A 22,348-nucleotide genomic window follows, 5' to 3' on the forward strand; every position below is an offset into this window, starting at 1 on the left:
GCGCCATTTGCCTTCCCGCGTCGCCTTCGCAATTCGAATCTGCATCCCTCTCACGTTCCGTTCAACCCGGCGCCAATCTACGGCGTACCAATCGTCCGGCGCGTGGGAAAGCGCAGCTCCGGCCTTTCGACCAGATACTTTCATGCTGCTCTCCTACTTGGAAAAGTCCCCAAGCAGAAGGCGCGTCTCCCCCAGCGGGGAAGACACACCCCGCTGGGGAACAACAAACACCTCAGTACAGGCGCATGCACCCGTACCTAACCAAGACACAGAGGGTAGTCAGCCGTCTTGCGACGGTAGACCAGACGGAAGTCTGCCCGCTTTCGCGTGGAGTAATGTCTCAACTCCTATCCGGACCATTACAGCCCGACGTTCGCTTTTTCCGTCCTCCCATACCCGCACAATCAACAGCGTTCCTCGCGGTTCGCCTGCCAGCCAACTGCACTGGCAACCATACGGGCTTACCACGTTCCCGGCATGTCACACGACTGACTTAGGTTCCACCTCTTCCCCGGCAGTACAACAACGACGTAACCCGAACTTCCAACGAGTTAACCGACTGCACACCATTTTGGTTGATGCCGCGCAGCAGCTTAGGCACCGCTATAATCACGGGGTTTATCAGTAGTTCACTTACATTAACCATATCAGTCAGCCTAGCTCCTTGACCCCCTCGCTGCTAGGAGTCTCCATCTGTGCGCCTCACGACGCCCATCTGCCCGAACTTCCGGGGGCTACATTGTCAGAAGAGCTTCACACCCCACCGTTGCCAGTGACGCATGTCTTCCTAGGCTACTGCTAGTCGTATAGCAGGTTCACTACCGGTCCCTAACCAGCAAGACCGAGCCGAACCATGACACACCGAGCTTTTCGCTCGTATCGTTGCGAATCCGTTGCAACAATGTCGCACAGGACCTACAAACTCCATTCCGCTTGGTAGCGGAGGTGAAGCCGCTAACCAGGCGGGGCCTGACGGTAATCAGGTCAAAGCAGGACGATCACCAGGCATGCAATCTGGTAGTCGTCGTTAGACGATACCCAGAAATGCCCTACCGGGTACCGTTTCACAAGCATGTATCAGCATTCGGACAGTTGCATACAGGACTCGCGCCCCTTCTGATGTCGTACTACCCGATACGGTCGCGGCAGGTGGGATTAGGTTTTTCGCCCAAACCGTTGCCGCTAGTCGATGTCCCTTACGTTGGGACGCCCCGGACACGAGCGTGCGTGTCGCACAAAAGTCGTTATAGTAGCAGGTTTAGCCCCCTTACTTTCCGCCCGGTTCATGGAAGAAATTCGTATTCGTGGGGCTCGCACCCACAATCTTAAGAACATCAATCTCGACTTGCCGCGTCACAAGCTGATCGTGATTACGGGCTTGTCGGGTTCGGGGAAATCGTCGCTCGCGTTCGACACACTTTACGCCGAAGGCCAGCGCCGCTACGTCGAAAGTTTGTCCGCCTACGCGCGTCAATTCCTGCAGTTGATGGAGAAACCGGACGTCGACCTGATCGAAGGATTGTCGCCGGCTATCTCGATCGAGCAGAAGGCGACTTCGCATAACCCGCGCTCCACCGTCGGCACCGTCACCGAGATTCACGACTACCTGCGGCTGTTATTTGCCCGCGTCGGTACGCCGCACTGCCCGGATCATCACATTCCGCTCGAAGCGCAAAGCGTGTCGCAAATGGTCGACGCCGCGCTCGCCATGCCCGAGGAAACGAAGCTGATGATCCTCGCGCCCGTGGTGGCGGATCGCAAGGGCGAGCACCTCGAATTGTTCGAGGCCATGCAGGCGCAGGGTTTCATCCGGTTTCGCGTGCGTTCGGGCGGAGGCACGGCGAACGAAGGCGTGGCGAAGATCTATGAGATCGAGTCGCTGCCCAAGTTGAAGAAGAACGACAAGCACACGATCGATGTTGTTATCGACCGCTTGAAAGTGCGGCCGGACATGAAGCAACGGCTCGCGGAATCCTTCGAAACAGCGCTGCGTCTCGCCGATGGCCGCGCGATCGCGCTCGAAATGGATTCAGAGAAAGAGCATCTGTACAGTTCGAAGTTCGCCTGCCCGATCTGCTCGTATTCGCTGCAGGAACTCGAGCCGCGCCTGTTCTCGTTCAACAATCCGATGGGCGCTTGCCCTGAATGCGACGGCCTCGGCCAGATCACGTTCTTCGACCCTAAGCGGGTGGTCGCGCATCCATCGCTGTCGCTCGCGGCGGGCGCGGTCAAGGGATGGGACCGGCGCAACCAGTTTTACTTCCAGATGCTGCAAAGCCTGGCGTCGTTTTTCGAATTCGACATAGACGCGGCCTTCGAGGATCTACCCGAAAACGTCCGCAAGATCCTGCTGTTCGGATCGGGCAAAGAGGTCATTCCGTTCTCGTACATCAACGAGCGCGGCAGGACGACGGTCCGCGAGCATGCGTTCGAGGGGATCATTCCAAGTCTGGAGCGCCGCTACAAGGAAACTGATTCGGCGGCGGTCCGTGAGGAACTGGCGAAGTATCAGAACAACCAGGCCTGCCCGGCATGCGAAGGCACGCGGCTGCGGACCGAGGCGCGCAACGTCAAGCTCGGCACGGGCGAGAACGCGCGAGCCATTTATGAAGTGAGCGGCTGGCCGCTGCGCGAGACGCTCGGTTATTTTCATACGCTGCACCTGGACGGCGCGAAGGGCGAGATCGCCGATCGGGTCATCAAGGAAATCGTCGCGCGGCTCACGTTCCTGAACAACGTCGGGCTGGATTATTTGTCGCTGGAACGCAGCGCCGAAACGCTCTCCGGCGGCGAGGCGCAGCGAATCCGGCTGGCATCGCAGATTGGTTCCGGCTTGACGGGCGTGATGTACGTGCTCGACGAACCCTCCATCGGCTTGCATCAGCGTGACAACGACCGGCTCATCGCCACGCTCAAGCACTTACGCGACATCGGTAATTCGGTGATCGTGGTCGAACACGACGAAGACATGATCCGTATGGCCGACTACGTAGTCGACATGGGGCCGGGAGCGGGCGTGCACGGCGGCGAGATTGTCTCGCAAGGGTCGGCGAAGCACGTCGAGAACGACCCGAATTCGATGACCGGACAGTATTTGTCGGGCAAACGGAGCATAAGCTATTCGACCGACCGCACGCCGCCGGACGAACGGCGGCTGCGAATCATCGAGGCCTACGGCAACAATCTGAAGCATGTGTCGCTCGATCTGCCGGTCGGACTGCTGACCTGCGTGACGGGCGTGTCCGGCTCGGGCAAGTCCACGCTCATCAATGACACGCTGTACCACGCCGTTTCCCAGCATCTATACGGTTCGTCCGCCGAACCCGCGCCTTACGAGTCAATTGAAGGGCTGGAACACTTCGACAAGGTGATCAACGTCGATCAATCGCCGATCGGGCGTACACCGCGCTCGAATCCCGCGACCTACACCGGCCTCTTTACGCCGATCCGCGAATTGTTCGCGGGCGTGCCGGCGTCGAAGGAACGGGGCTACGATCCCGGCCGTTTCTCGTTCAACGTGAAGGGCGGACGCTGCGAAGCGTGCCAGGGCGACGGCGTGCTCAAGGTCGAAATGCACTTCTTGCCCGACGTCTACGTGCCGTGCGACGTCTGTCACGGTAAGCGCTACAACCGCGAAACGCTCGATGTCCAGTACAAGGGCAAGAATATCCACGAGGTGCTCGACCTCACCGTGGAAGCCGCGTACGAGTTCTTCAAGCCCGTGCCAATCGTCGCGCGCAAGCTGAAAACCTTGCTCGACGTGGGTCTCGGGTATATCCGGCTCGGTCAGTCGGCGACCACGCTGTCGGGCGGCGAAGCGCAACGCGTCAAGCTTTCGTTGGAACTGAGCAAGCGCGACACGGGTCGGACTCTATACATTCTCGATGAACCGACCACCGGCCTGCACTTCCACGACATCGCCCTGTTGCTCGAAGTGATTCACCGGCTGCGAGATCAAGGTAATACTGTCGTAATCATCGAGCATAATCTGGATGTAATAAAAACCGCGGACTGGGTGATCGACCTCGGTCCGGAAGGCGGCGCCGGTGGCGGCCAGATCATCGCGCAGGGGACGCCGGAGCACGTCGCACAGACGAAGGCCAGTTTTACCGGCCGGTATCTTGCGCCTTTGCTGCAAAGGCCGAGATCGGCTGCATGACAGATTTGCCCGCACCGCAACAAGGAGCCGCGCGCCGTTCGGGCCGCGGCAGTCAATAACCCGTTAGCGGCAGGAGACTGAAGGATTCATGGCAAAGCGCAACGAAGCGGCCGAAAACAGGCCCGCTGTCCGGCCCGTCCGGCTGACGAGCGACATGAGCATGCCGAAGTTGTCGGCGGTCGAAATTGGCAGCTATATCGCCGCGTTCGTCGGTTTGTTCCTCGTGCTGCATTTGCAGTTGCTCGGCGCGCTGCTGGCGGGGATGCTGGTGTTTCAGCTCGTGCACGCCATCGCGCCCGTGATCGAAAAGACCATGACGAGCGGACGCGCGCGCTGGGTCTCGGTCGTGATCGTGGCGGCGGTGATCGTGGGAGGGCTGGCGGGCGGGACGATCTTGCTCATCGATCATTTCCAGCGCGACGTTCCAAGCGTCCAGAAGCTTCTCGATCAGTTGATGAAGCTCACCTCGCATGCCCGCCTGCAGGTGCCCGACTGGATCGCGAACTACCTTCCTGTTGATGCCGAACAGATGAAGGACAAGGCGACGGAGCTGATGCAAACGCACGCCGCCATGTTGCAGCAGGGCGGAAAAGACGCGGCGCGCGGTTTTGGGCATGTGCTGATCGGCATGATCGTGGGCGCGATTATCGCGGTGGGAGTGCCGCGGACGACGCATCGCTTGCCGCTTTCTACTGCGCTCGTGACGCGCGTGACGCGCTTTTCAGAGGCGTTTCGGCGGATCGTTTTCGCGCAGGTCAAGATTTCCGCGATCAACGCGACGTTCACGGCGTTGTATTTGCTGGTTGCGCTGCCGGTGTTTCACGAGCGGCTGCCGCTGTCGAAGACACTGGTGATGGTGACGTTCATCGTCGGATTGTTGCCGGTGATCGGCAACCTGGTCTCAAACGCGATTATTGTGGGGATTTCATTGTCGGTGTCCTTCGGGACGGCCGTGGCATCGCTAGCCTTCCTGATCATCATTCACAAACTCGAATACTTTTTGAATGCGCGGATCATTGGCGGCCAGATCGAGGCGCGCGCCTGGGAATTGCTGCTGGCCATGCTCGCGATGGAAGCCGCTTTTGGACTGCCCGGGGTAATCGCCGCGCCGATTTTTTATGCTTATCTCAAGCGCGAGCTGGTTTATTTGAGGCTGGTTTGAGCGAGGGGTATGGCTCAATCCATCTGACGGTGGACTAAGTAGTTTCGGGCTGGAAGGTCAGCGGCAAATTCCTCTGAATCCCAAGCCCAACCTCACCTACTTGAATACCACCGTCTTACTGCCATTCAGCACGATCCGGTGCTCCACGTGCCACCGCACCGCCCGCGCGAGCGTCACGCATTCCACGTCGCGCCCGATCGCCGTCAACTGATCCGGTGCCATGCTGTGGTCCACGCGCTCCACTTCCTGCTCGATGATCGGCCCTTCATCAAGGTCCGTCGTCACATAATGCGCAGTAGCACCAATCAACTTGACGCCCCGATCGAACGCCTGGTAATACGGCTTGGCGCCCTTGAAGCTTGGCAGGAACGAATGGTGAATGTTGATCGCCCGGCCATTGAGCGCCGCGCACATTTCCGGCGACAGAATCTGCATATAACGCGCGAGCACGACGAGATCGATCTTGTGCTGATCGACAATCTCCAGCACCCGCGCCTCCTGCGAAGCCTTCCCCTCGGGCGTGGATGCGATCAACGGCAGATGATGAAACGGCACGTCATAACTCGCGGCGAGTTGATAAAAATCCCGATGATTCGAAACGATCGCCGGAATCTCGATGCCTAGTTGGCCGGTGCGATATCGGAACAGCAAATCGTTCAGGCAATGCCCGATCTTCGACACCATGATCATCACGCGCGGTTTAACCGACGCATCGTGCAGTTCCCACTTCATGCCGAATTCATCGGCGAGCGTGCTGAACGAGGTCCGCAACGCAACGAGACCAGGATCTCCGCCAACTTGCTGGAAGTGCACACGCATGAAAAACTCGCCGGTGTGACTGTCGCCGAATTGCGCGGAATCGAGAATATTGCTGCCGAGATCGAACAGGAATCCGGACACGGCATGCACAATGCCTGGACGATCCGGACACGACAACTTCAAGATAAAACTATGTTCGGTCGACATGAACCGATACTCCTTTGAGATGTTTCAAAAGCACGTTCAACGCGTGTTTACGGGATGCTCATGGGGTGTTCAAACCGCCGGCGGTAAGTAAATCGCCGGCATGCCCTCGCACGCTTCTTCGTCTATCCACTTTCGGCGCAGCAGGCAATCCAGGGTGGCCAGACTGGCATCGACCGTCATTGCGCCTTCCTCAATCCATCGTGCGACTTCATCAATACGCGCGAGCCGATGTTCGCCCACTTCGCCATCCTGATTGCGCGGCGCGAAATCGACGGGCAAGCTCAGGTCGAAAACGAAGATCAGCTCTGCCTGCGTGCCTTCGGGCAGCGATTGCAGCACGTGGAATTCGCGCCCGCGTACGGCCTTGGCAGCAAGCTCCCGCTGCATGCCCGCTTCTTCCCAGCACTCCTTCACGAGCGTTTCCTCGATCCCCATCCCCCAGCCAACACCGCCTGCCACCACGTTATCGAGCATGCCCGGATCGGTCGCTTTTGTTTCGCTGCGCCGGGCGATCCAGAGCTGCGGCGCGCGGCCTGGCTCTTCGACAATACCGTTCAGATGGACGGCGTACGTCATTGTGCCGAAGAACCGCGACGCGGCGCGCTCGATGAACGCAAGCGGTTCGGCGTCGAAGGCATTGCGAATGGCGTAGGTTTCGTTGCGCCAGCCGGCGATGCGGCCGTCGGCGGCCAGCATGCCAATGACTGCGCCGAGCGCGGCGCTGCGCGCGTTGAGATTGGAGAAGGTGTCGGCGAGACGGATCGACGTTTGATCGATATGAAACACGTCCGGCCATGCGCGCAGCGCGGGCGCGTCGGTTCGGCGAATCCAGCCCACCCGTTCACGGTCGATGTAAAACGGCAGGTGCGCCGAAGCATCGAAACGACGCGCGGCGACGATAGCAGGCAAGCTCATGATGGGCTCCGGCGGCGGAAAGCCGGAAATTGTACAGGGGGTTTCGTCAGCTGCAGGTCGTGGTTTGAGGGTCGGGAATCGAGATCAAGGCCGCGAACACGCCGAAGCAATCCCGCGCCAGAACGAGAACTGAACGCCGCTTAATCCTTAAACGCCACGCGAATCCCCAGCCCGATGAACGTCGCCCCAGCCAACCGGTCGAGCCACACCCCTACCTTCGGACGCCGCTTCAAATAAGCCCCAATCATTCCGGCGGCAACGCCAAAAACCGAGAACACCGCCACCGTCTGCAACATGAACACGCCGCCAAGCTCGAACATCTGCAACATGACGCTTTGCCCGCCATGCGGATTAACGAACTGCGGCAGGAACACGATAAAAAACAGCGTCACTTTCGGATTCAGCAAATTGCCGATCACACTCTGCCGAAACACCACAGCCAATGGCTGACCAGGCCGCTCGTGCGCACTTGACAAACCCTTGCTACGAATCGCCTTGATGCCAATCCAGATCAGATAAGCAGCGCCCGCCAGCTTGACCGCTTCAAACGCCATCGGGGAGGACTTGAGCAAGGCTGCCACCCCGAGCGCGGCAAGCGTGGTGTGGAACGAAATGCCGGCGGCAAATCCAAGCGCCGCAACCAGCCCAGCCGCGCGCCCCTGCGAAATGCCACGCGCGAGCACCTGGAGATTGTCCGGACCGGGCGCCACGGTAATAGCCATGGAAGCCGCGAGAAACAAAAGGAAATTAGGCATGGGTGAAAGAATCCGGAGAAGTTAATGGCCGCTAAATTCGCAGACTGTATAAAGCGGCAGACCCGACTCGCGCAGAAGTGTCGACCCGCCGAGCTCCGGCAAGTCGATAATCGCAGTCCCCTCGACCACCACCGCACCAAGCCGTTCGAGCAGCATCTTGCCGGCCATCATCGTGCCGCCGGTCGCAATCAGGTCGTCAACCAGCACCACCCGCTCGCCCGGCTTGCACGCATCTTCGTGGATTTCGACGGTCGCGCTGCCATATTCAAGTTCATACGATTGCGACAACGTCCTGAACGGCAACTTGCCCTTCTTGCGGATCGGCACGAATCCCAGGCTCAATTCGTAAGCGAGAATCGGCCCGATGATAAAACCACGCGCATCAAGCCCGGCGATCGTGTCGATTCGTGCATCTATATAGCGCTGCACCAGCAGGTCGATCAGCGTACGCAACGCGCGCCTATCCTGCAAAACCGGCGTGATATCGCGAAACTGCACACCGGGCTGCGGCCAGTCGGGCACAGTGCGAATCCGCTCGCGGATAAAACCGGCAGGATTGGATAAATTCGGTACTGAGGGCGCTGCGAACTCAGGCATGTTTGGTGTCTCCTGGAAAACGTCAGGCTACCGCGCCCGCACGGCGATTGCGCGACAGCCGTTCTTCCGCCTGCTGCAGCGCCTCGGGCAATCCGCGCAGCACCACAATGTCGCTCGCCCGCAGCTTGGTGTCCGGATCGGGCGCCACGCCTCGAATTCCGTGCCGGCGAATGGCTGTCACTTCCACCCCGTCGCCCACCAGCCCGAGCTCGTCGAGCGTACGGCCGACCGCGTCGGCGTTTTCGTCGACGGGAACCGATTGTAGCCGGACCTGCTCGCGACGCTCATCGTCGTCCTCATCCGCTCCGTGAAAATAACCGCGCAGCATGCTGTAACGCTCGTCGCGCATCTCTTCCACGCGCCGGACCACGCGCCGCATCGGCACGCCCATCAGTACCAGCGTATGCGACGCCAGCATCAAACTTCCTTCCACGATTTCCGGAATCACTTCCGTCGCGCCCGATGCAATCAGCTTTTCCAGATCGGCGTCATCGACCGTACGCACGATGGTGGGCAACGTGGGCTCGAGCTCGTGGATGCTGTGCAGCACGCGCAATGCGGACGGCGTGTTCGCGAAGGTGATCGCGACCGTGGCCGCTCGATGTATGCCGGCTGCGACCAGCGCCTCGCGCCGCCCGGCATCGCCGTACACCACGCTTTCACCCGCCGCCGCCGCTGCCGCGACGCGATCGGGGTCCAGGTCGAGCGCGACGTACGACAACCCCTCGTGTTCCAGCATCCGCGCCAGATTTTGCCCCGCCCGGCCGTAGCCGCAGATGATCACGTGGCCACTCTGCTTGATGCTCTGCGTTGCAATGCGCGTCATTTGCAACGACTGCCGCAACCATTCAGTGGATGAAAGCCGCAGCACGATCCGGTCGGCGTTCTGGATGATGAACGGCGCGGCCAGCATGGAAAGCAGCATCGACGAAAGGATGGCTTGCAGCAGTACCGGCTCGACCAGATGTTTATCGAGGATCAGGTTCAGCAGCACAAAACCGAATTCGCCGGCCTGCGCGAGGTTGAGGCCGGTACGCATCGCCACGCCCGGCGGCGAGCCGAACAGCCGCGCGAGACCGGTGATCATCACGGCTTTCAGCAGGATCGGCAGGAAGAAAAACGACGCCACGAGAAACGGGTGTTCCCAGATCACGCGCGGATTGAGCAGCATGCCGGTGGTCACGAAAAACAGCCCGAGCAGCACGTCGCGGAACGGCTTGATGTCCTCTTCCACCTGATGCCGGTAAGGCGTTTCCGCGATCAGCATGCCCGCGATAAACGCGCCGAGCGCGAGCGAAAGGCCGAATTTATCGGTAATGAACGCCGCGCCCAGCGTGACCAGCAGCAGGTTCAGCATGAACAGTTCTTGCGAGCGCCGGCGCGCGACAATATTGAACCAGCGCGTCATGAACTTCTGGCCGATGAACAGCAGCACCGTCAACGCGACCACGATCTTGATCGCTGCGAGCGCCAGCCAAAATGCCAGTTCCTTAGAATTGCCGTTGCCGAACGCGGCAATGATGATCAGCAGCGGCACCACTGCCAGATCCTGGAACAGCAGCACGCCGAAGATGTTGCGGCCATGCTCGGATTCCAGTTCAAGCCGTTCGGCCAGCATTTTGGAAACGATGGCGGTGGACGACATCGACAACGCGCCGCCCAGCGCGATGCTCGCCTCCCACGACATGCCCGTCCAGAAATTCGCGATCCACCCGAACAGCAACGCCAGCGCAATCGTCCCGGCCACCTGGCTCGCGCCGAGGCCGAACACAATCCGTCGCATCGACCTCAATTTCGATAACGAGAATTCAAGCCCGATGGAAAACATCAGGAACACAACACCGAATTCGGCCAGATGCTGCGCGCGTTCGCTATCCGGCGCGATGCCGGCGGCGTGCGGTCCGACAATGATCCCGACCGCCAGGTAGCCCAACATGGGCGGCAGGTTGAAAAAGCGGAATACGACGACCCCTGCCACTGAACACAGCAGCAACAGCAACGTCATTTCAAGCGGGGAAGTCATCCGTCTAGCGTCCTCGTTTGTCGGCGGATGGCGGCTCGGGGAGCACATCCGGATCTTGTGTTTTTTAACGCGCGAGCGCGTTGCGCGCAACAAAACACACGGCCTTGCGGGGGCGGATGAGCGGCTGAAGGCCGCCCCGGGTCCGGCGCGGCGCAAAGATGCCTTTGTTATACTTCGCGCATGATAGCGAAAATCAATGGCGACCGGGCTCTCGCGCTGGCTCGCACCGTGCTCGAAATTGAAGCCGACGCTGTGCGCGGCCTGTCCGCACAACTCGACGACAACTTCACCGGCGCCGTCGAATTCCTGCTCGGATGCAAGGGCCGCGTGGTGGTATCGGGTATCGGCAAATCCGGGCATATCGCCCGCAAGTTCGCGGCTACGCTCGCGAGCACGGGCACGCCCGGCTTCTTCGTTCATCCGGCCGAAGCGAGCCACGGCGACCTCGGCATGGTGACCGCCGACGACGTGTTCATCGCCTTGTCGAACTCGGGCGAAACCTCGGAACTCGTTGCCATTCTGCCCATCATCAAGCGCCTCGGGGCAAAATTGATCGCCATCACCGGGCGGCCGGAATCAAGCCTCGCGAAACTGGCCGACGTGCACCTGAATGCGCACGTCGACAAAGAAGCCTGCCCGATGAATCTCTCCCCGACCGCCAGTACAACGGCCGTGCTTGCATTGAGCGACGCGCTCGCGGTCGCCGTCCTCGACGCCCGCGGTTTCGGCCCCGAGGACTTCGCGCGCTCGCATCCGGGCGGCGCACTCGGCCGGCGCCTGCTCACTTATGTACGCGACGTGATGCGCGTCGGGCCGGAAGTGCCGGAAGTGCCACTGAACGCCACCGTCTCCGACGCCCTCTTCCAGATCACCGACAAGCGCATGGGCATGACGGCCGTGGTCAACGAAAAGCGTCATGTTGAAGGCATCTTCACCGACGGCGACCTGCGCCGGATTCTTCAGCGCGACGGCGATTTCCGCGCGCTGCCGCTGATCGATGTCATGACGCGTAATCCGCGCACGATCGGTCCGGACCATCTCGCGGTGGAAGCTGTGGAACTGATGGAGCGTTATCGCATCAATCAGATGCTGGTCGTCGACGAAAACGCGATCCTGATCGGCGCCCTGAACATGCACGACCTCTTTTCCAACAAGGTAATCTGATGTCGACTTTGTCTTTCACGCCTGATATCGCCGCAACGGAAAACGCGCACGACCGGGCGAGCCGCGTGAAACTGATGATTTTCGACATCGACGGCGTGTTCACCGACGGCAGCCTGTTCTTCACCGCCGACGGCGACGCCATGAAGTCCTTCAATTCGCTCGACGGCCACGGCGTGAAAATGCTGCAGTCGGCGGGCATTCAGACGGCGATCATCACCGGGCGCAACTCCGGCATTGTCGCGGCACGAGCACGGGAGCTGGGTATTACGCACCTGCACCAAGGCGTCGCCGATAAAACCATCGCGCTTGCCCAACTGCTGCAAACCACGGGTATCCCGGCAACCGAATGCGGCTATATGGGCGACGACTGGCCTGATCTCGCCGTGATGCGTATGTGCGCTTTCGCAGCGGCGCCCGCCAACGCACATGTCGAAGTGCTGAACCGCGTCCATTTGGCCACCGCCAAGCGCGGCGGCGAAGGTGCGGTGCGTGAAGTCTGCGACGCCATCCTGCGCGCGCAGAATCGCTACGACGGCCTGCTTGCCGCGGCTATCGGAGCCTGAATCCCATGCAACGACCGAAGAAACTGACCTCAGCGCTGCCGGTGCTCGCACTGGCCGCGCTGGCGGGCGTCACCTACTGGATGCTGCAAGCTACGCTTCCCAAGCCCCAGGAAACGGAGCGCCCGAAGGAACACACGCCCGACTACTTCGCGAACAACTTCTCCGTCTCGGAACTGGACACCACCGGCACGACGCAGTATCGGCTGACTGCGATTTCCATGGTGCATTACGAGGACGATGAAGTCAGCGACCTCACCAAACCCGCCATGCGCATGTTTCAGCCCCTGCGCCCGACCGTGACGGCAACATCCGAGCGCGGCACGGTGAACGGCGACGTCTCGGTTGTCGACTTATACGAGAACGCCCACATTTTGCGCGTGGCTGGTTACGGCGACCCGCAGATGACGGCGGATTCCGTGCACTTTCGCATCCTTGTGAACGACGATGTCATCGAAACGGAAAAGCCGGTTAAACTTCAGCGCGGTCCGTCCGTGATGACGGGCGACGGCATGAACTACAACAACGCGACCCGGGTAATGAAGCTGTTTGGGACGGTACGCGGCCAGATCGCCGCCTCTGATACCCTCGGCACCTCATCCAAATAACCCCGGCAGTTCCGACGAATTGCGCTTAATCCATTCAAGTGTGACTGCATGAACAAACCGTTTCTCCGACCCGAATCCGGCCGTCTGTGCGCAGCGCGCGCTGCATTGTTGCGCCGCGCCGCACGTGTCGTGCAATTCGGGATCGCGGCAACATGCGTGGCGTTGCCGCTGGCGGCCTCGCTATTGGCTTTTGCCCCGGCCGCCTACGCCGAACGCGCCGACAACGACAAGCCGCTGAATATCGAAGCGGACAACATGACCTATGACGACCTGAAGCAGGTCAACATATTCACGGGTCACGTTGTCGCGACGAAAGGCACGATCATCATCAAGGCCGACCGTGTAGACGTGACGCAGGACCCGCAGGGGTATCAGTACGCAACCGGTACGTCGACCGGCGGCGCCCTCTCGTACTTCCGCCAGAAACGCGACGGCCTCGACGAATACATAGAAGGCAATGCCGTGAGGATCGACTACGACGGCAAGCAGGATCTCACCACGCTGACCACCCGTGCCGTTGTGCGCCGCCTAGTGGGTCTCACCACGATCCAGGACGAAGTGCACGGCAGCGTGATTACCTATGACGGCCAGAAAGACTTCTATACGGCGAAAGCCGGACCTGACGTCGCCGGTCCAGGCAACCCGACTGGCCGCGTGCGCGCCATGCTCGCCCCGCGTAACGGCGGCGCCGCACCGCTGTCCGGCGCGCCGGCCACCCTGACGCCGTCCACCAAGATGCAAGGAACGCAGCAGCCGTGAATTCGCCCGCCATGCCTCATCGCAAGCCGGCCGGCACGAGCAGTTCGCTCACCGTCCGCAACCTGAAGAAACGCTACGGCTCGCGCACGGTCGTGAAAGACGTCTCGCTCGACGTGAAAAGCGGCGAAGTGGTCGGGCTGCTGGGGCCGAACGGCGCAGGCAAGACGACGTCGTTCTATATGATCGTCGGGCTGGTGCCGCTGGATGCAGGCGAAATCCTGCTTGACGGCACCTCCATCAGCCTCTTGCCCATTCACAAGCGAGCGCGCCTGGGGCTCTCGTATTTGCCGCAGGAAGCGTCCGTGTTCCGTAAGCTTACGGTCGAGCAGAACATTCGCGCTGTGCTTGAGCTGCAAACGGACGAAAACGAAAAGCCGCTCTCCAAGCAAGCGATTACGGATCGCGCGGAAGCATTGCTGGACGAACTTCAGATCGCGCATCTACGTGAAAACCCGGCTTTGTCGCTTTCGGGCGGCGAACGGCGGCGGGTGGAAATTGCCCGTGCACTCGCGACCAATCCGGCGTTCATCCTGTTGGACGAACCGTTCGCCGGCGTCGACCCGATCGCCGTGCTCGAAATCCAGAAAATCGTGAAGTTCCTGAAGCAGCGCAACATTGGCGTGCTGATCACGGACCACAACGTGCGCGAGACGCTGGGTATCTGCGACCATGCTTACATCATCAGCGACGGTAGCGTGCTCGCGGCAGGCGCGCCAAGCGAGATCATCGAAAATGAGAGTGTGCGGCGCGTTTATCTCGGTGAACATTTCCGCATGTGAGCGCGGGGGCACGGCGTCCTTTGCCCCTTGCAACATCTTGGTGGACGGCGTCCTGCGCCGCCAGCAGATCTTAAGTGCCGCCCGCGAGGCGGCACTTGTTTTTGGTCGATCCCCGCGAGGTGTCGCGCCCGTGGCAAACTCTCTACAATGATTAAAACCTTGCCATGAAAGCCAGCCTCCAACTCCGCCTGTCGCAGCATCTTGCGCTGACCCCACAACTGCAGCAGTCCATCCGGCTGCTGCAGTTGTCGACGCTCGAACTGCAGCAGGAAGTCGCGATGGCTGTCGCGCAAAATCCGCTGCTCGAGAACGAGGACGACTGGACCACCAGCCCGCTGCGCGTGGCAGCGGACGGCTCGCTGATCACATCGGGGGCGTCGGTCAACGCGCCCGATTCCATGATGAGCAACGGCACGTCGTCGAGCAGTAGCACGACCACGACCGACCGCTCGGAAAACGGCGAGCCCCAGGGGGTAGACGAATACAACGGCATGAGTTCGTCGGACAACGGACCGGATTCGAGTTCCTGGAATCTGGAAGACTACGGCCGCTCGAATAGCGGTTCGGACGACGACGACCTGCCGCCGCTGCAGATCCACGAATCCACTACTACGCTGCGCGACCACCTGACTTCGCAACTGCGCATGACGAAGGCGAATCAGCGTGATCGGGCGCTGATCACGTTCCTGATCGAATCGCTCGATGAAGACGGTTACCTCACGTCGTCGCTCGAAGAAGTGAAGGCGGATCTGCCGGATGAACTCGAGGTCGATGTCGACGAACTGAGCGCGGCGCTCGCGCTGCTGCAGAGCTTCGATCCGCCGGGAGTGGGTGGCCGTTCGGCGTCCGAATGCCTGAAACTGCAGTTGTTGCGGCTCGAACCATCGCCTGTTCGCACGCTGGCGCTCGATATTGTGATGCACCATCTGGAACTGCTCGCGGCGCGCGATTTCACGCGTTTGCGCAAGCAGCTCAAGGCGTCTGACGACGCATTGCGCGATGCACACGTGCTGATCCGTTCACTGGAACCGTTCCCTGGCGCTGCGTTCGGGAAGAGCGAAGCGGATTACGTGGTTCCCGACATCCTCGTGCGCAAGATGTCCAGTGGATGGACGGCAGAATTGAATCCGGAAATCGTGCCGCGTCTTCGCATCAATCACCTCTATGCGAATATTTTGCGCAACAATCGCGGCGATCCGGGCAGTGGTTCGTTGCGTCAGCAGCTCCAGGAAGCACGCTGGTTGATCAAGAATATTCAACAAAGATTCGAGACGATTCTTCGCGTTGCACAAGCCATTGTGGAGCGTCAGAAGAACTTTTTTGCGCACGGCGAAATTGCAATGCGGCCCTTGGTTTTGAGGGAGATTGCTGATACGCTGGGTTTACACGAATCCACCGTCTCGCGTGTGACAACCGGTAAGTACATGCTGACCCCATTCGGGACGCTTGAATTCAAGTACTTCTTCGGATCGCACGTTTCAACGGACACGGGTGGCGCGGCATCGTCCACGGCGATCCGGGCACTCATCAAGCAACTGATAGGAGCCGAAGACTCAAAATCTCCTCTTTCAGACAGCCGCATCGCAGAGTTGCTGGCGGAACAAGGATTCGTGGTCGCGCGCCGTACGGTCGCCAAATATCGCGAAGCTCTGAAAATTCCGGCAGTGAATTTGCGAAAGTCTCTGTAGCCCGCTGCATGTTGCGGCGGGCCTTTACCGGCCGCGTCGCGAAAGCGCGAGCGAGCCGGCCGATGCGATTCCCGTTCTGTACCGCTGTTCACCAGAATGGCCACGTACGGGCAAGCAGCGACCGGTTTTAGCAGCGTGATAACGACCAGGCGGCCATTAGCTTGGAGAGCAACTATGAATCTGCAGATCAGTGGACACCATCTCGAATTGACGCCTGCGTTGCGAGAATATGTGATCACCAAACTGGATAGGGTGCTACGGCACTTCGATCAGGTGATCGACGGCAGTGTGGTCCTCTCGGTCGACAATCATAGGGAAAAGGACAAGCGGCAAAAGGTCGAAATCAACCTGCATCTGAAGGGCAAGGACATTTTCATCGAGAGTTGTGACGTTGATATGTACGCGGCCATCGACCTGATGGTCGACAAGCTGGACAGGCAAGTGCTCCGCCACAAGGACAAGATCCAGGGCCATGCGCACGCCACCATGAAGTACGGACACGAACCGCAGGAGAGCGAAGTTCCGGCGCCGTAAGCTCCCGTGAACGGTTAGAAGGATGATTCAAATGGGTTGAACGGCGCATCGGCGGGAAGTTTTTGTTGATGCGCCGGATTCCGGAACAGAGAGGACCGGAGCCCATCGGCACGATAGTCGGCACGAGCCGCCTGAAAGCAGGCGGCTTTTTTTGTCACCGGCAGTTTCAGACGTTTTTTGCCGCAACAGGGGTGAATCGGGGCAAAGCGGCAAGCGTTGCGTTATGCGCAACAAACGCGTCCAGCGTATGGCGCGCCGCACCATCGCTGATTGCGCTGTTCTATAATGGTCCGGTTAGGTTAGTACCGGGGTTGTTAATCGGAGTGAAGGTGAGACTTTGGTCTCCCGCGCATTCCTTACCAAAATCGCCGTGAGCGTTTCGTGCAGGTTCTGCAGCCGCCACGATGAGGAGAATTCAGGCCACGCATCTGCCTGCCAACATGAATCGTTTAGCCAAATTTCTTCCCCTCGAAAATGTCGTCCTCGGACTGTCCGTCACCAGCAAGAAACGTGTATTCGAGCAAGCGGGCCTGATCTTCGAGAACCAGAACGGCATTGGCCGCAGTACCGTCACCGACAATCTCTTTGCGCGCGAGCGCCTTGGCTCGACCGGTCTCGGCGAAGGTGTCGCCATTCCCCACGGACGCATCAAGGGCCTGAAGCATCCGCTCGCCGCCTTCGTGCGCCTGGCTGAGCCGATCGCGTTCGAATCGCCGGACGGGCAGCCCGTGTCGCTGCTGATCTTTCTGCTTGTTCCCGAACAGGCCACGCAACAGCACCTCGAAATCCTCTCGGAAATAGCGCAGCTGCTTTCCGACCGGGATGCACGAGAACGCCTGAATACTGAAGAAAACCGTGAGGCGCTGTATCAGGTGCTCACGCAATGGCAGCCCTGAGCTCTCCCGCGCCAGGCCTCGCGCTGGACTTGAAGCCGGACTCGGTGCAAGAGACCAGGCCCAACGGCCCTCTCGCGCCGGCGGCCCTTCTAGCGCACAATCGGTCCTATTGAGCGGAGCATTGAAGAGACCAAACCCGGCTCTTCAAATGCGCCATGCTCGCGGCCTCTCTCGGAGTTCCGGCCTCATGGATACGTCCAGCATCAACGCCCAGAGCATTTTCGACGACAACGCAGCCGCGCTGAAACTGAGCTGGCTGACAGGTCACGAAGGCTGGGAGCGCGGCTTTTCGACCGAAACCGTTGCCAATGCAACGTCAAGCGCCGATCTCGTCGGGCACCTGAACCTGATTCACCCCAACCGTATCCAGGTACTTGGCGACGCCGAAATCACCTACTACCAGCGTCAGTCCGACGAAGACCGGTCGCGCAACATGGCCGAACTGATCGCGCTGGAACCGCCCTTCCTGGTGGTGGCGGGCGAAGTCGGCGCGCCGCCCGAACTGGTTCTGCGATGCACGCGCTCGTCCACGCCGCTCTTCACCACGCGCATGTCAGCGGCGGCGGTGATTGACAGCCTGCGCCTCTATATGTCGCGGATTCTTGCTCCGCGCGCGACGCTGCACGGCGTGTTCCTCGATATCCTCGGCATGGGCGTGTTGCTGACCGGCGACTCCGGTCTCGGCAAAAGCGAACTCGGGCTCGAGTTGATCAGCCGCGGTCACGGTCTTGTCGCTGACGACGCCGTAGACTTCGTGCGCCTCGGTCCGGATTTTGTCGAGGGCCGATGCCCGCCGCTGCTGCAGAACCTGCTGGAAGTGCGCGGTCTAGGCCTGCTGGATATCAAGACCATCTTTGGGGAAACCGCCGTTCGGCGGAAAATGAAGCTCAAGCTGATCGTTCAGCTTGTGCGTCGTCCAGACGGTGAATTTCAGCGGCTGCCACTGGAAAGCCAGGCGGTCGACGTACTCGGCTTGCCGATCAGCAAGGTCACGATCCAGGTGGCTGCCGGCCGAAATCTTGCCGTGCTGGTGGAAGCGGCGGTGCGCAACACGATCCTGCAACTGCGGGGTATCGATACCTTGCGTGACTTCATGGATCGTCAGCGCCTTGCGATGCAGGACCCCGAAAGCCAGTTCCCCGGCAAGCTGATCTGATCGGTTTATATGGCAAGACCGGCGGCATCGCGCACTGAGTCAAAGTACTGAGCCGCCGCCCGGACCCGAATTTTTTGCGTGCTTTTACCTAGAGCGAACGAGTCCTTATTCATGCGCATTATTCTGATTACGGGTATTTCCGGCTCCGGCAAATCGGTTGCCCTGAACGCGCTCGAGGACGCCGGCTACTATTGCGTCGACAACCTGCCTCCGCGCTTCCTCCCCGAGCTCGCCAAGTATCTCGACTCACAAGGGCAGCTGCGTCTGGCCGTTGCTATCGACGCACGTTCGAGCCGTTCGCTCGACGAAGTGCCCGCCATCATCAAAGACCTGTCGCAAGCGTTCGACCTGCGCGTGCTGTTTCTCAACGCCAGTACTCAGTCGCTGATTCAGCGCTTCTCCGAGACGCGCCGCCGCCATCCGTTGTCGGGTTCGCCCAATCACGACGCCGATGTGGGCCTGCTGACGTCGCTGGGTGAAGCGATCGAAAGCGAGCGCGAACTTGTCTCGGGACTCGCCGAATTTGGCCATCAGATCGACACCAGCAATCTGCGGGCGAACGTGTTGCGCGCGTGGGTGAAGAGTTTTATCGAACAGGAGCCGGCCGGACTGACGCTGATGTTCGAATCGTTCGGATTCAAGCGCGGGGTCCCGCTCGACGCCGATTTTGTCTTTGATGTCCGTACGCTCCCGAATCCCTACTACGACCACGAACTGCGGCCGCTGACGGGCCTGGACAAGCCGGTTATCGACTTTTTGTCCGCCCAGCCGATGGTCCACCAGATGATCGACGACGTGGGCACGTTCATCGCCAAATGGCTGCCGCAATTCCGTGACGACAACCGGAGTTACCTGACGGTGGCAATCGGCTGCACGGGTGGCCAGCATCGCTCGGTATTCATCGCCCAGGCGCTCGCCGCGCGCTTCGGTGACAAGGCCAATGTGATTGTGCGGCATCGCGACGCACCCATCGCTTTAGATGGACACGTCGCGCCCTTGCAAACCTGATCGCCTTCGGGCGGCCTTTTCTAAAGAAGCGCGCGATGTCCACCAATCCCCTTCTCGCTGACCTGCCGCTGTTTCCGCTGCATACCGTGTTGTTTCCTGGCGGCCATCTCCCCCTGAAGATCTTCGAAGCCCGCTATCTCGACATGGCGCGTGCGTGTTTGCGCGAAGGCACGCCGTTCGGCGTGTGCCTGCTGAAAAGTGGTAACGAGATTGCGTCGCCGGGGGATCCGTCGGTGCCGGAGAACATCGGCTGTCTGGCCGAGATCACCCAATGCGACGTGGACACGTTCGGCATGTTGTTGGTCCAGGCGCGCGGCACGACGCGCTTTCGGCTGTTGTCGCATCGCGTGGAGCCAAGCAATTTGATCGTGGGCGTTGCGGAAACCATTGGCGACGACACGCCGCTGGACAGCACGGAAGCGCTGGTGAAGTTCGGTGCGTGCGCGGAAGTGCTGGAGCGGATCATCGATGCAATCAAGGCGCGCGAGCCGAAGGACCTGCCGTTCACCGAGCCCTTCCTTCTCGACGATCCGACGTGGGTATCAAACCGTTTATCCGAGATCCTGCCGATCCCCATGCGCGCCCGGCAAAAGCTGATGGAGCTTGAAGACGCGGCCGCGCGAATTGACGTCGTGCATCACTATATGCAGCAGCATCAATTGCTTTGACGTTGCTTTAGCGGCTTTAGCGCCCCGCCGTATCAAATCAGCGAGCCCTGCAGCGCATCAAGCAGTTTGCGCACGGGCGCAGGCACGCCGTACGCATCGATATTCGCAAGCGGCGCCCACACGGTCTGGTTATCGGCAGCGTCGGGCACACCGCCGCTCGCTCGTCCAAGACGCGGCTCGATATCCAGTTTGAAATGCGTGAACGTGTGCGTGAAGGACGTGAGCCGCTGAAGCTCTCCCGACCCGCCGAAGCTATGAGAGACTGCCGCGAGCGCCTCTTCATCGGCGGCTTGCGGCAGGCTCCACAGACCGCCCCAGATACCCGTCGGCGGACGCTTCTCAAGCAGGACGCTATCGCCATCCTGCAACACCAGCATCCAGGTCTTGCGTGTCGGGACCGTCTTTTTCGGGCGGGAAGCCGGCAATTCCTTTTGCCGTCCCGTCACGTTCGCCACGCAATCGGCGGCAAAAGGACAACGCGCGCAATCCGGCTTCCCACGCACGCACAACGTTGCGCCGAGATCCATCAAACCCTGCGTGTACGCGGTGACTTCGTCCTTATGCGCGGCGTCGGGCAGCAGCGATTCGGCCAGTGTCCACATCGTGTTTTCCACGCGCTTTTCGCCCGGAAATCCTTCGATACCAAACACGCGCGCGAGCACTCGCTTGACGTTGCCATCGAGAATCGTTGCGCGCGCGCCGAACGCAAACGACGCAATGGCCGCCGCCGTCGAACGACCGATACCTGGCAGTTCAGCCAACGCATCGACGCTGCGGGGAAACTCGCTGCCGTGCTCCGTCGCCACCACAAACGCGCATCGATGCAGATTTCGCGCGCGCGAGTAGTAGCCGAGGCCGGCCCAGAGTGCCATGACGTCGTCGAGCGGGGCGAAGGCGAGCGCGTTCACGTCGGGGAAACGGTCGAGAAAACGCGCGTAGTACGGAATCACCGTGGATACCTGCGTCTGCTGCAACATGATTTCGGACAACCAGATCCGGTAGGCGTCGCGCGTGTTTTGCCACGGCAGGTCGTGGCGGCCGTGAACGCGTTGCCACGCGATCAGGCGCGTGGAGAAGTCGGTGAGCTGGAGCATGGAGCTAGCGCTGACAGCGCGGGCAAAAGTACGTGGATCGCTGGCCTTGCACGATTTGTTTGATGGCCGTTCCGCAAACATGGCATGGCAATCCCGCGCGGTCATAGACGAAATAATCGAGCTGGAAATAGCCCGACTCACCATTACTACCTACGAAATCGCGCAACGTGCTGCCGCCCTTTTCGATCGCTGCGGCAAGCGTCGTACGCACGGCGTCGGCGAGCAGATCGTAGCGCACGAGCGAGACGCGCCCGGCGGCCACTGTGGGCCGGATACCCGCGCGGAACAGGCTCTCGGACGCATAAATGTTGCCCACGCCGACGACCATCGTGCCCGCAAGCAAGGCCTGCTTGACAGACACCTTGCGCCCGCGCGTTTGCCGGTACATCAGCGCGCCGGAAAATTCGGCGGTGAACGGCTCCACGCCCAGACCCGCCAGCAGCGGATGGTCGAGGACATCGCCGTCTGCGCGCGAATGCCAGAGCACGGCCCCAAAGCGCCGCGGATCTCGAAAGCGCAAAATAAAATCATCGAAGATCAGGTCGATATGATCATGCTTCGCCGCATCCGGCGGCCGCGGCACGTTACGCAGTACCCGGAGCGTCCCCGTCATGCCCAAATGCACGATCAGCCAGCCTTCGGAGGTTTCAAACAACAGATACTTGCCGCGCCGCTCGACCTTGTCGATTTTCAGCGCCTTCATCGTCTTCGCGAGATGCGGCGGAATCGGCCAGCGCAGCGCCGGTGTACGGATATCGACTCGCTCAACCCGGCGTCCGGCGACGAACGGTTCGATCCCGCGTCGGGTTACTTCGACTTCCGGCAACTCTGGCATGTTTTACTGGTCTGTAACTTGC

21 protein-coding genes are annotated in these 22,348 nt (G+C 60.4%); 13 read left to right on the plus strand and 8 right to left on the minus strand.

Going from position 1 to position 22,348, the window contains the following annotated elements; translation table 11 throughout:
- The coding region (locus BSU04_RS37200) for a reverse transcriptase N-terminal domain-containing protein (protein ID WP_144021478.1) at positions 1–144 on the minus strand (144 nt) is incomplete at its 3' end.
- Positions 145–1,285: 1,141 nt separating this feature from the next.
- Between BSU04_RS37200 and uvrA the strand changes: the two genes are divergently transcribed.
- Both uvrA and BSU04_RS37210 read left to right on the plus strand, forming a co-directional pair.
- A complete protein-coding gene (gene uvrA, locus BSU04_RS37205) occupies positions 1,286–4,159 on the plus strand; it encodes an excinuclease ABC subunit UvrA (protein ID WP_089165231.1) in 2,874 nt (957 codons plus the stop codon).
- 88 nt (positions 4,160–4,247) lie between these two features.
- Positions 4,248–5,321: an AI-2E family transporter gene (locus BSU04_RS37210; RefSeq protein ID WP_089165232.1), complete on the plus strand. Its 1,074-nt coding sequence runs from the start codon at positions 4,248–4,250 to the stop codon at positions 5,319–5,321.
- A gap of 96 nt (positions 5,322–5,417) precedes the next feature.
- On the opposite strand, the gene purU is transcribed toward BSU04_RS37210, so the two are convergent.
- The 5 genes from purU to BSU04_RS37235 all read right to left on the minus strand — a co-directional run bounded on the left by purU (position 5,418) and on the right by BSU04_RS37235 (position 10,577).
- Entirely contained in the window at positions 5,418–6,287 is an 870-nt protein-coding gene (gene purU / locus BSU04_RS37215; RefSeq protein ID WP_089165233.1) for a formyltetrahydrofolate deformylase, read from the minus strand.
- 69 nt (positions 6,288–6,356) lie between these two features.
- The gene (locus BSU04_RS37220) at positions 6,357–7,202 is read right to left on the minus strand and encodes an NUDIX hydrolase (protein WP_089165234.1); all 846 of its coding nucleotides are present in this window, start codon (positions 7,200–7,202) and stop codon (positions 6,357–6,359) included.
- A 140-nt stretch (positions 7,203–7,342) separates the two neighbouring features.
- Positions 7,343–7,957, minus strand: a complete 615-nt coding sequence (locus BSU04_RS37225; RefSeq protein WP_089165235.1) for a LysE family translocator — start codon at positions 7,955–7,957, stop codon at positions 7,343–7,345.
- Positions 7,958–7,978: 21 nt separating this feature from the next.
- The gene (locus BSU04_RS37230) at positions 7,979–8,554 is read right to left on the minus strand and encodes an adenine phosphoribosyltransferase (protein ID WP_089165236.1); all 576 of its coding nucleotides are present in this window, start codon (positions 8,552–8,554) and stop codon (positions 7,979–7,981) included.
- 22 nt (positions 8,555–8,576) lie between these two features.
- The gene (locus tag BSU04_RS37235) at positions 8,577–10,577 is read right to left on the minus strand and encodes a monovalent cation:proton antiporter family protein (RefSeq protein WP_089165237.1); all 2,001 of its coding nucleotides are present in this window, start codon (positions 10,575–10,577) and stop codon (positions 8,577–8,579) included.
- 180 nt (positions 10,578–10,757) lie between these two features.
- Here BSU04_RS37235 and kdsD point away from each other — a divergent pair, with 180 nt between their 5' ends.
- The 11 genes from kdsD to BSU04_RS37290 all read left to right on the plus strand — a co-directional run bounded on the left by kdsD (position 10,758) and on the right by BSU04_RS37290 (position 20,397).
- The gene (kdsD, locus tag BSU04_RS37240; RefSeq protein ID WP_089165238.1) at positions 10,758–11,741 is read left to right on the plus strand and encodes an arabinose 5-phosphate isomerase KdsD; all 984 of its coding nucleotides are present in this window, start codon (positions 10,758–10,760) and stop codon (positions 11,739–11,741) included.
- Positions 11,741–12,304: a KdsC family phosphatase gene (locus tag BSU04_RS37245; RefSeq protein WP_089165239.1), complete on the plus strand. Its 564-nt coding sequence runs from the start codon at positions 11,741–11,743 to the stop codon at positions 12,302–12,304. The genes kdsD and BSU04_RS37245 overlap by 1 nt, the downstream gene beginning before the upstream one ends.
- Positions 12,305–12,309: 5 nt before the next feature.
- A complete protein-coding gene (gene lptC, locus BSU04_RS37250) occupies positions 12,310–12,909 on the plus strand; it encodes an LPS export ABC transporter periplasmic protein LptC (RefSeq protein WP_089165240.1) in 600 nt (199 codons plus the stop codon).
- Between the two features lie 48 nt (positions 12,910–12,957).
- The gene (gene lptA, locus BSU04_RS37255; RefSeq protein WP_089165241.1) at positions 12,958–13,668 is read left to right on the plus strand and encodes a lipopolysaccharide transport periplasmic protein LptA; all 711 of its coding nucleotides are present in this window, start codon (positions 12,958–12,960) and stop codon (positions 13,666–13,668) included.
- Positions 13,669–13,679: 11 nt separating this feature from the next.
- Positions 13,680–14,447 (plus strand): LPS export ABC transporter ATP-binding protein, encoded by a 768-nt coding sequence (gene lptB / locus BSU04_RS37260; RefSeq protein ID WP_089165312.1) that lies wholly within the window; start codon positions 13,680–13,682, stop codon positions 14,445–14,447.
- A gap of 164 nt (positions 14,448–14,611) precedes the next feature.
- Positions 14,612–16,135, plus strand: coding sequence for an RNA polymerase factor sigma-54 (locus BSU04_RS37265; protein ID WP_089165242.1), 1,524 nt, complete (start codon positions 14,612–14,614; stop codon positions 16,133–16,135).
- 174 nt (positions 16,136–16,309) lie between these two features.
- Positions 16,310–16,669 (plus strand): ribosome hibernation-promoting factor, HPF/YfiA family, encoded by a 360-nt coding sequence (gene hpf / locus BSU04_RS37270; protein WP_031357598.1) that lies wholly within the window; start codon positions 16,310–16,312, stop codon positions 16,667–16,669.
- 404 nt (positions 16,670–17,073) lie between these two features.
- A complete protein-coding gene (ptsN, locus tag BSU04_RS37275) occupies positions 17,074–17,565 on the plus strand; it encodes a PTS IIA-like nitrogen regulatory protein PtsN (RefSeq protein WP_306427252.1) in 492 nt (163 codons plus the stop codon).
- 187 nt (positions 17,566–17,752) lie between these two features.
- Entirely contained in the window at positions 17,753–18,721 is a 969-nt protein-coding gene (hprK, locus tag BSU04_RS37280) for an HPr(Ser) kinase/phosphatase (protein WP_031357600.1), read from the plus strand.
- A gap of 111 nt (positions 18,722–18,832) precedes the next feature.
- Positions 18,833–19,729, plus strand: a complete 897-nt coding sequence (gene rapZ / locus BSU04_RS37285) for an RNase adapter RapZ (RefSeq protein ID WP_089165244.1) — start codon at positions 18,833–18,835, stop codon at positions 19,727–19,729.
- Between the two features lie 35 nt (positions 19,730–19,764).
- Positions 19,765–20,397 carry an LON peptidase substrate-binding domain-containing protein gene (locus BSU04_RS37290; RefSeq protein WP_089165245.1) on the plus strand — a complete coding sequence of 211 codons (633 nt, stop codon included), beginning with the start codon at positions 19,765–19,767 and terminating at the stop codon, positions 20,395–20,397.
- A gap of 32 nt (positions 20,398–20,429) precedes the next feature.
- Here the strand turns inward: BSU04_RS37290 and mutY are convergent, their stop codons facing one another.
- Together mutY and mutM are read right to left on the minus strand one after the other, a co-directional pair.
- The gene (gene mutY / locus BSU04_RS37295) at positions 20,430–21,491 is read right to left on the minus strand and encodes an A/G-specific adenine glycosylase (protein ID WP_089165246.1); all 1,062 of its coding nucleotides are present in this window, start codon (positions 21,489–21,491) and stop codon (positions 20,430–20,432) included.
- A 4-nt stretch (positions 21,492–21,495) separates the two neighbouring features.
- On the minus strand, positions 21,496–22,326 hold the full coding sequence (gene mutM, locus BSU04_RS37300; RefSeq protein WP_089165247.1) for a bifunctional DNA-formamidopyrimidine glycosylase/DNA-(apurinic or apyrimidinic site) lyase: 831 nt from the start codon (positions 22,324–22,326) through the stop codon (positions 21,496–21,498).
- Between the last annotated feature and the right edge of the window lie 22 nt (positions 22,327–22,348).

Origin of the sequence: Caballeronia sordidicola (genome assembly GCF_002220365.1) — a bacterium.
Taxonomy (GTDB): domain Bacteria; phylum Pseudomonadota; class Gammaproteobacteria; order Burkholderiales; family Burkholderiaceae; genus Caballeronia; species Caballeronia sordidicola_C.

Bases quoted from the DNA above. Each gene is read 5' to 3' on its own strand.
- BSU04_RS37290 (WP_089165245.1), top strand. From the start codon at position 19,765: ATGTCCACCAATCCCCTTCTCGCTGACCTGCCGCTGTTTCCGCTGCAT.
- BSU04_RS37225 (WP_089165235.1), bottom strand. From the start codon at position 7,957: ATGCCTAATTTCCTTTTGTTTCTCGCGGCTTCCATGGCTATTACCGTG.
- BSU04_RS37220 (WP_089165234.1), bottom strand. From the start codon at position 7,202: ATGAGCTTGCCTGCTATCGTCGCCGCGCGTCGTTTCGATGCTTCGGCG.
- lptC (WP_089165240.1), top strand. From the start codon at position 12,310: ATGCAACGACCGAAGAAACTGACCTCAGCGCTGCCGGTGCTCGCACTG.
- rapZ (WP_089165244.1), top strand. From the start codon at position 18,833: ATGCGCATTATTCTGATTACGGGTATTTCCGGCTCCGGCAAATCGGTT.
- lptA (WP_089165241.1), top strand. From the start codon at position 12,958: ATGAACAAACCGTTTCTCCGACCCGAATCCGGCCGTCTGTGCGCAGCG.
- BSU04_RS37230 (WP_089165236.1), bottom strand. From the start codon at position 8,554: ATGCCTGAGTTCGCAGCGCCCTCAGTACCGAATTTATCCAATCCTGCC.
- BSU04_RS37235 (WP_089165237.1), bottom strand. From the start codon at position 10,577: ATGACTTCCCCGCTTGAAATGACGTTGCTGTTGCTGCTGTGTTCAGTG.
- ptsN (WP_306427252.1), top strand. From the start codon at position 17,074: ATGAGGAGAATTCAGGCCACGCATCTGCCTGCCAACATGAATCGTTTA.
- mutY (WP_089165246.1), bottom strand. From the start codon at position 21,491: ATGCTCCAGCTCACCGACTTCTCCACGCGCCTGATCGCGTGGCAACGC.
- BSU04_RS37210 (WP_089165232.1), top strand. From the start codon at position 4,248: ATGGCAAAGCGCAACGAAGCGGCCGAAAACAGGCCCGCTGTCCGGCCC.
- uvrA (WP_089165231.1), top strand. From the start codon at position 1,286: ATGGAAGAAATTCGTATTCGTGGGGCTCGCACCCACAATCTTAAGAAC.
- kdsD (WP_089165238.1), top strand. From the start codon at position 10,758: ATGATAGCGAAAATCAATGGCGACCGGGCTCTCGCGCTGGCTCGCACC.
- hpf (WP_031357598.1), top strand. From the start codon at position 16,310: ATGAATCTGCAGATCAGTGGACACCATCTCGAATTGACGCCTGCGTTG.
- mutM (WP_089165247.1), bottom strand. From the start codon at position 22,326: ATGCCAGAGTTGCCGGAAGTCGAAGTAACCCGACGCGGGATCGAACCG.
- BSU04_RS37245 (WP_089165239.1), top strand. From the start codon at position 11,741: ATGTCGACTTTGTCTTTCACGCCTGATATCGCCGCAACGGAAAACGCG.
- BSU04_RS37265 (WP_089165242.1), top strand. From the start codon at position 14,612: ATGAAAGCCAGCCTCCAACTCCGCCTGTCGCAGCATCTTGCGCTGACC.
- hprK (WP_031357600.1), top strand. From the start codon at position 17,753: ATGGATACGTCCAGCATCAACGCCCAGAGCATTTTCGACGACAACGCA.
- purU (WP_089165233.1), bottom strand. From the start codon at position 6,287: ATGTCGACCGAACATAGTTTTATCTTGAAGTTGTCGTGTCCGGATCGT.
- lptB (WP_089165312.1), top strand. From the start codon at position 13,680: ATGCCTCATCGCAAGCCGGCCGGCACGAGCAGTTCGCTCACCGTCCGC.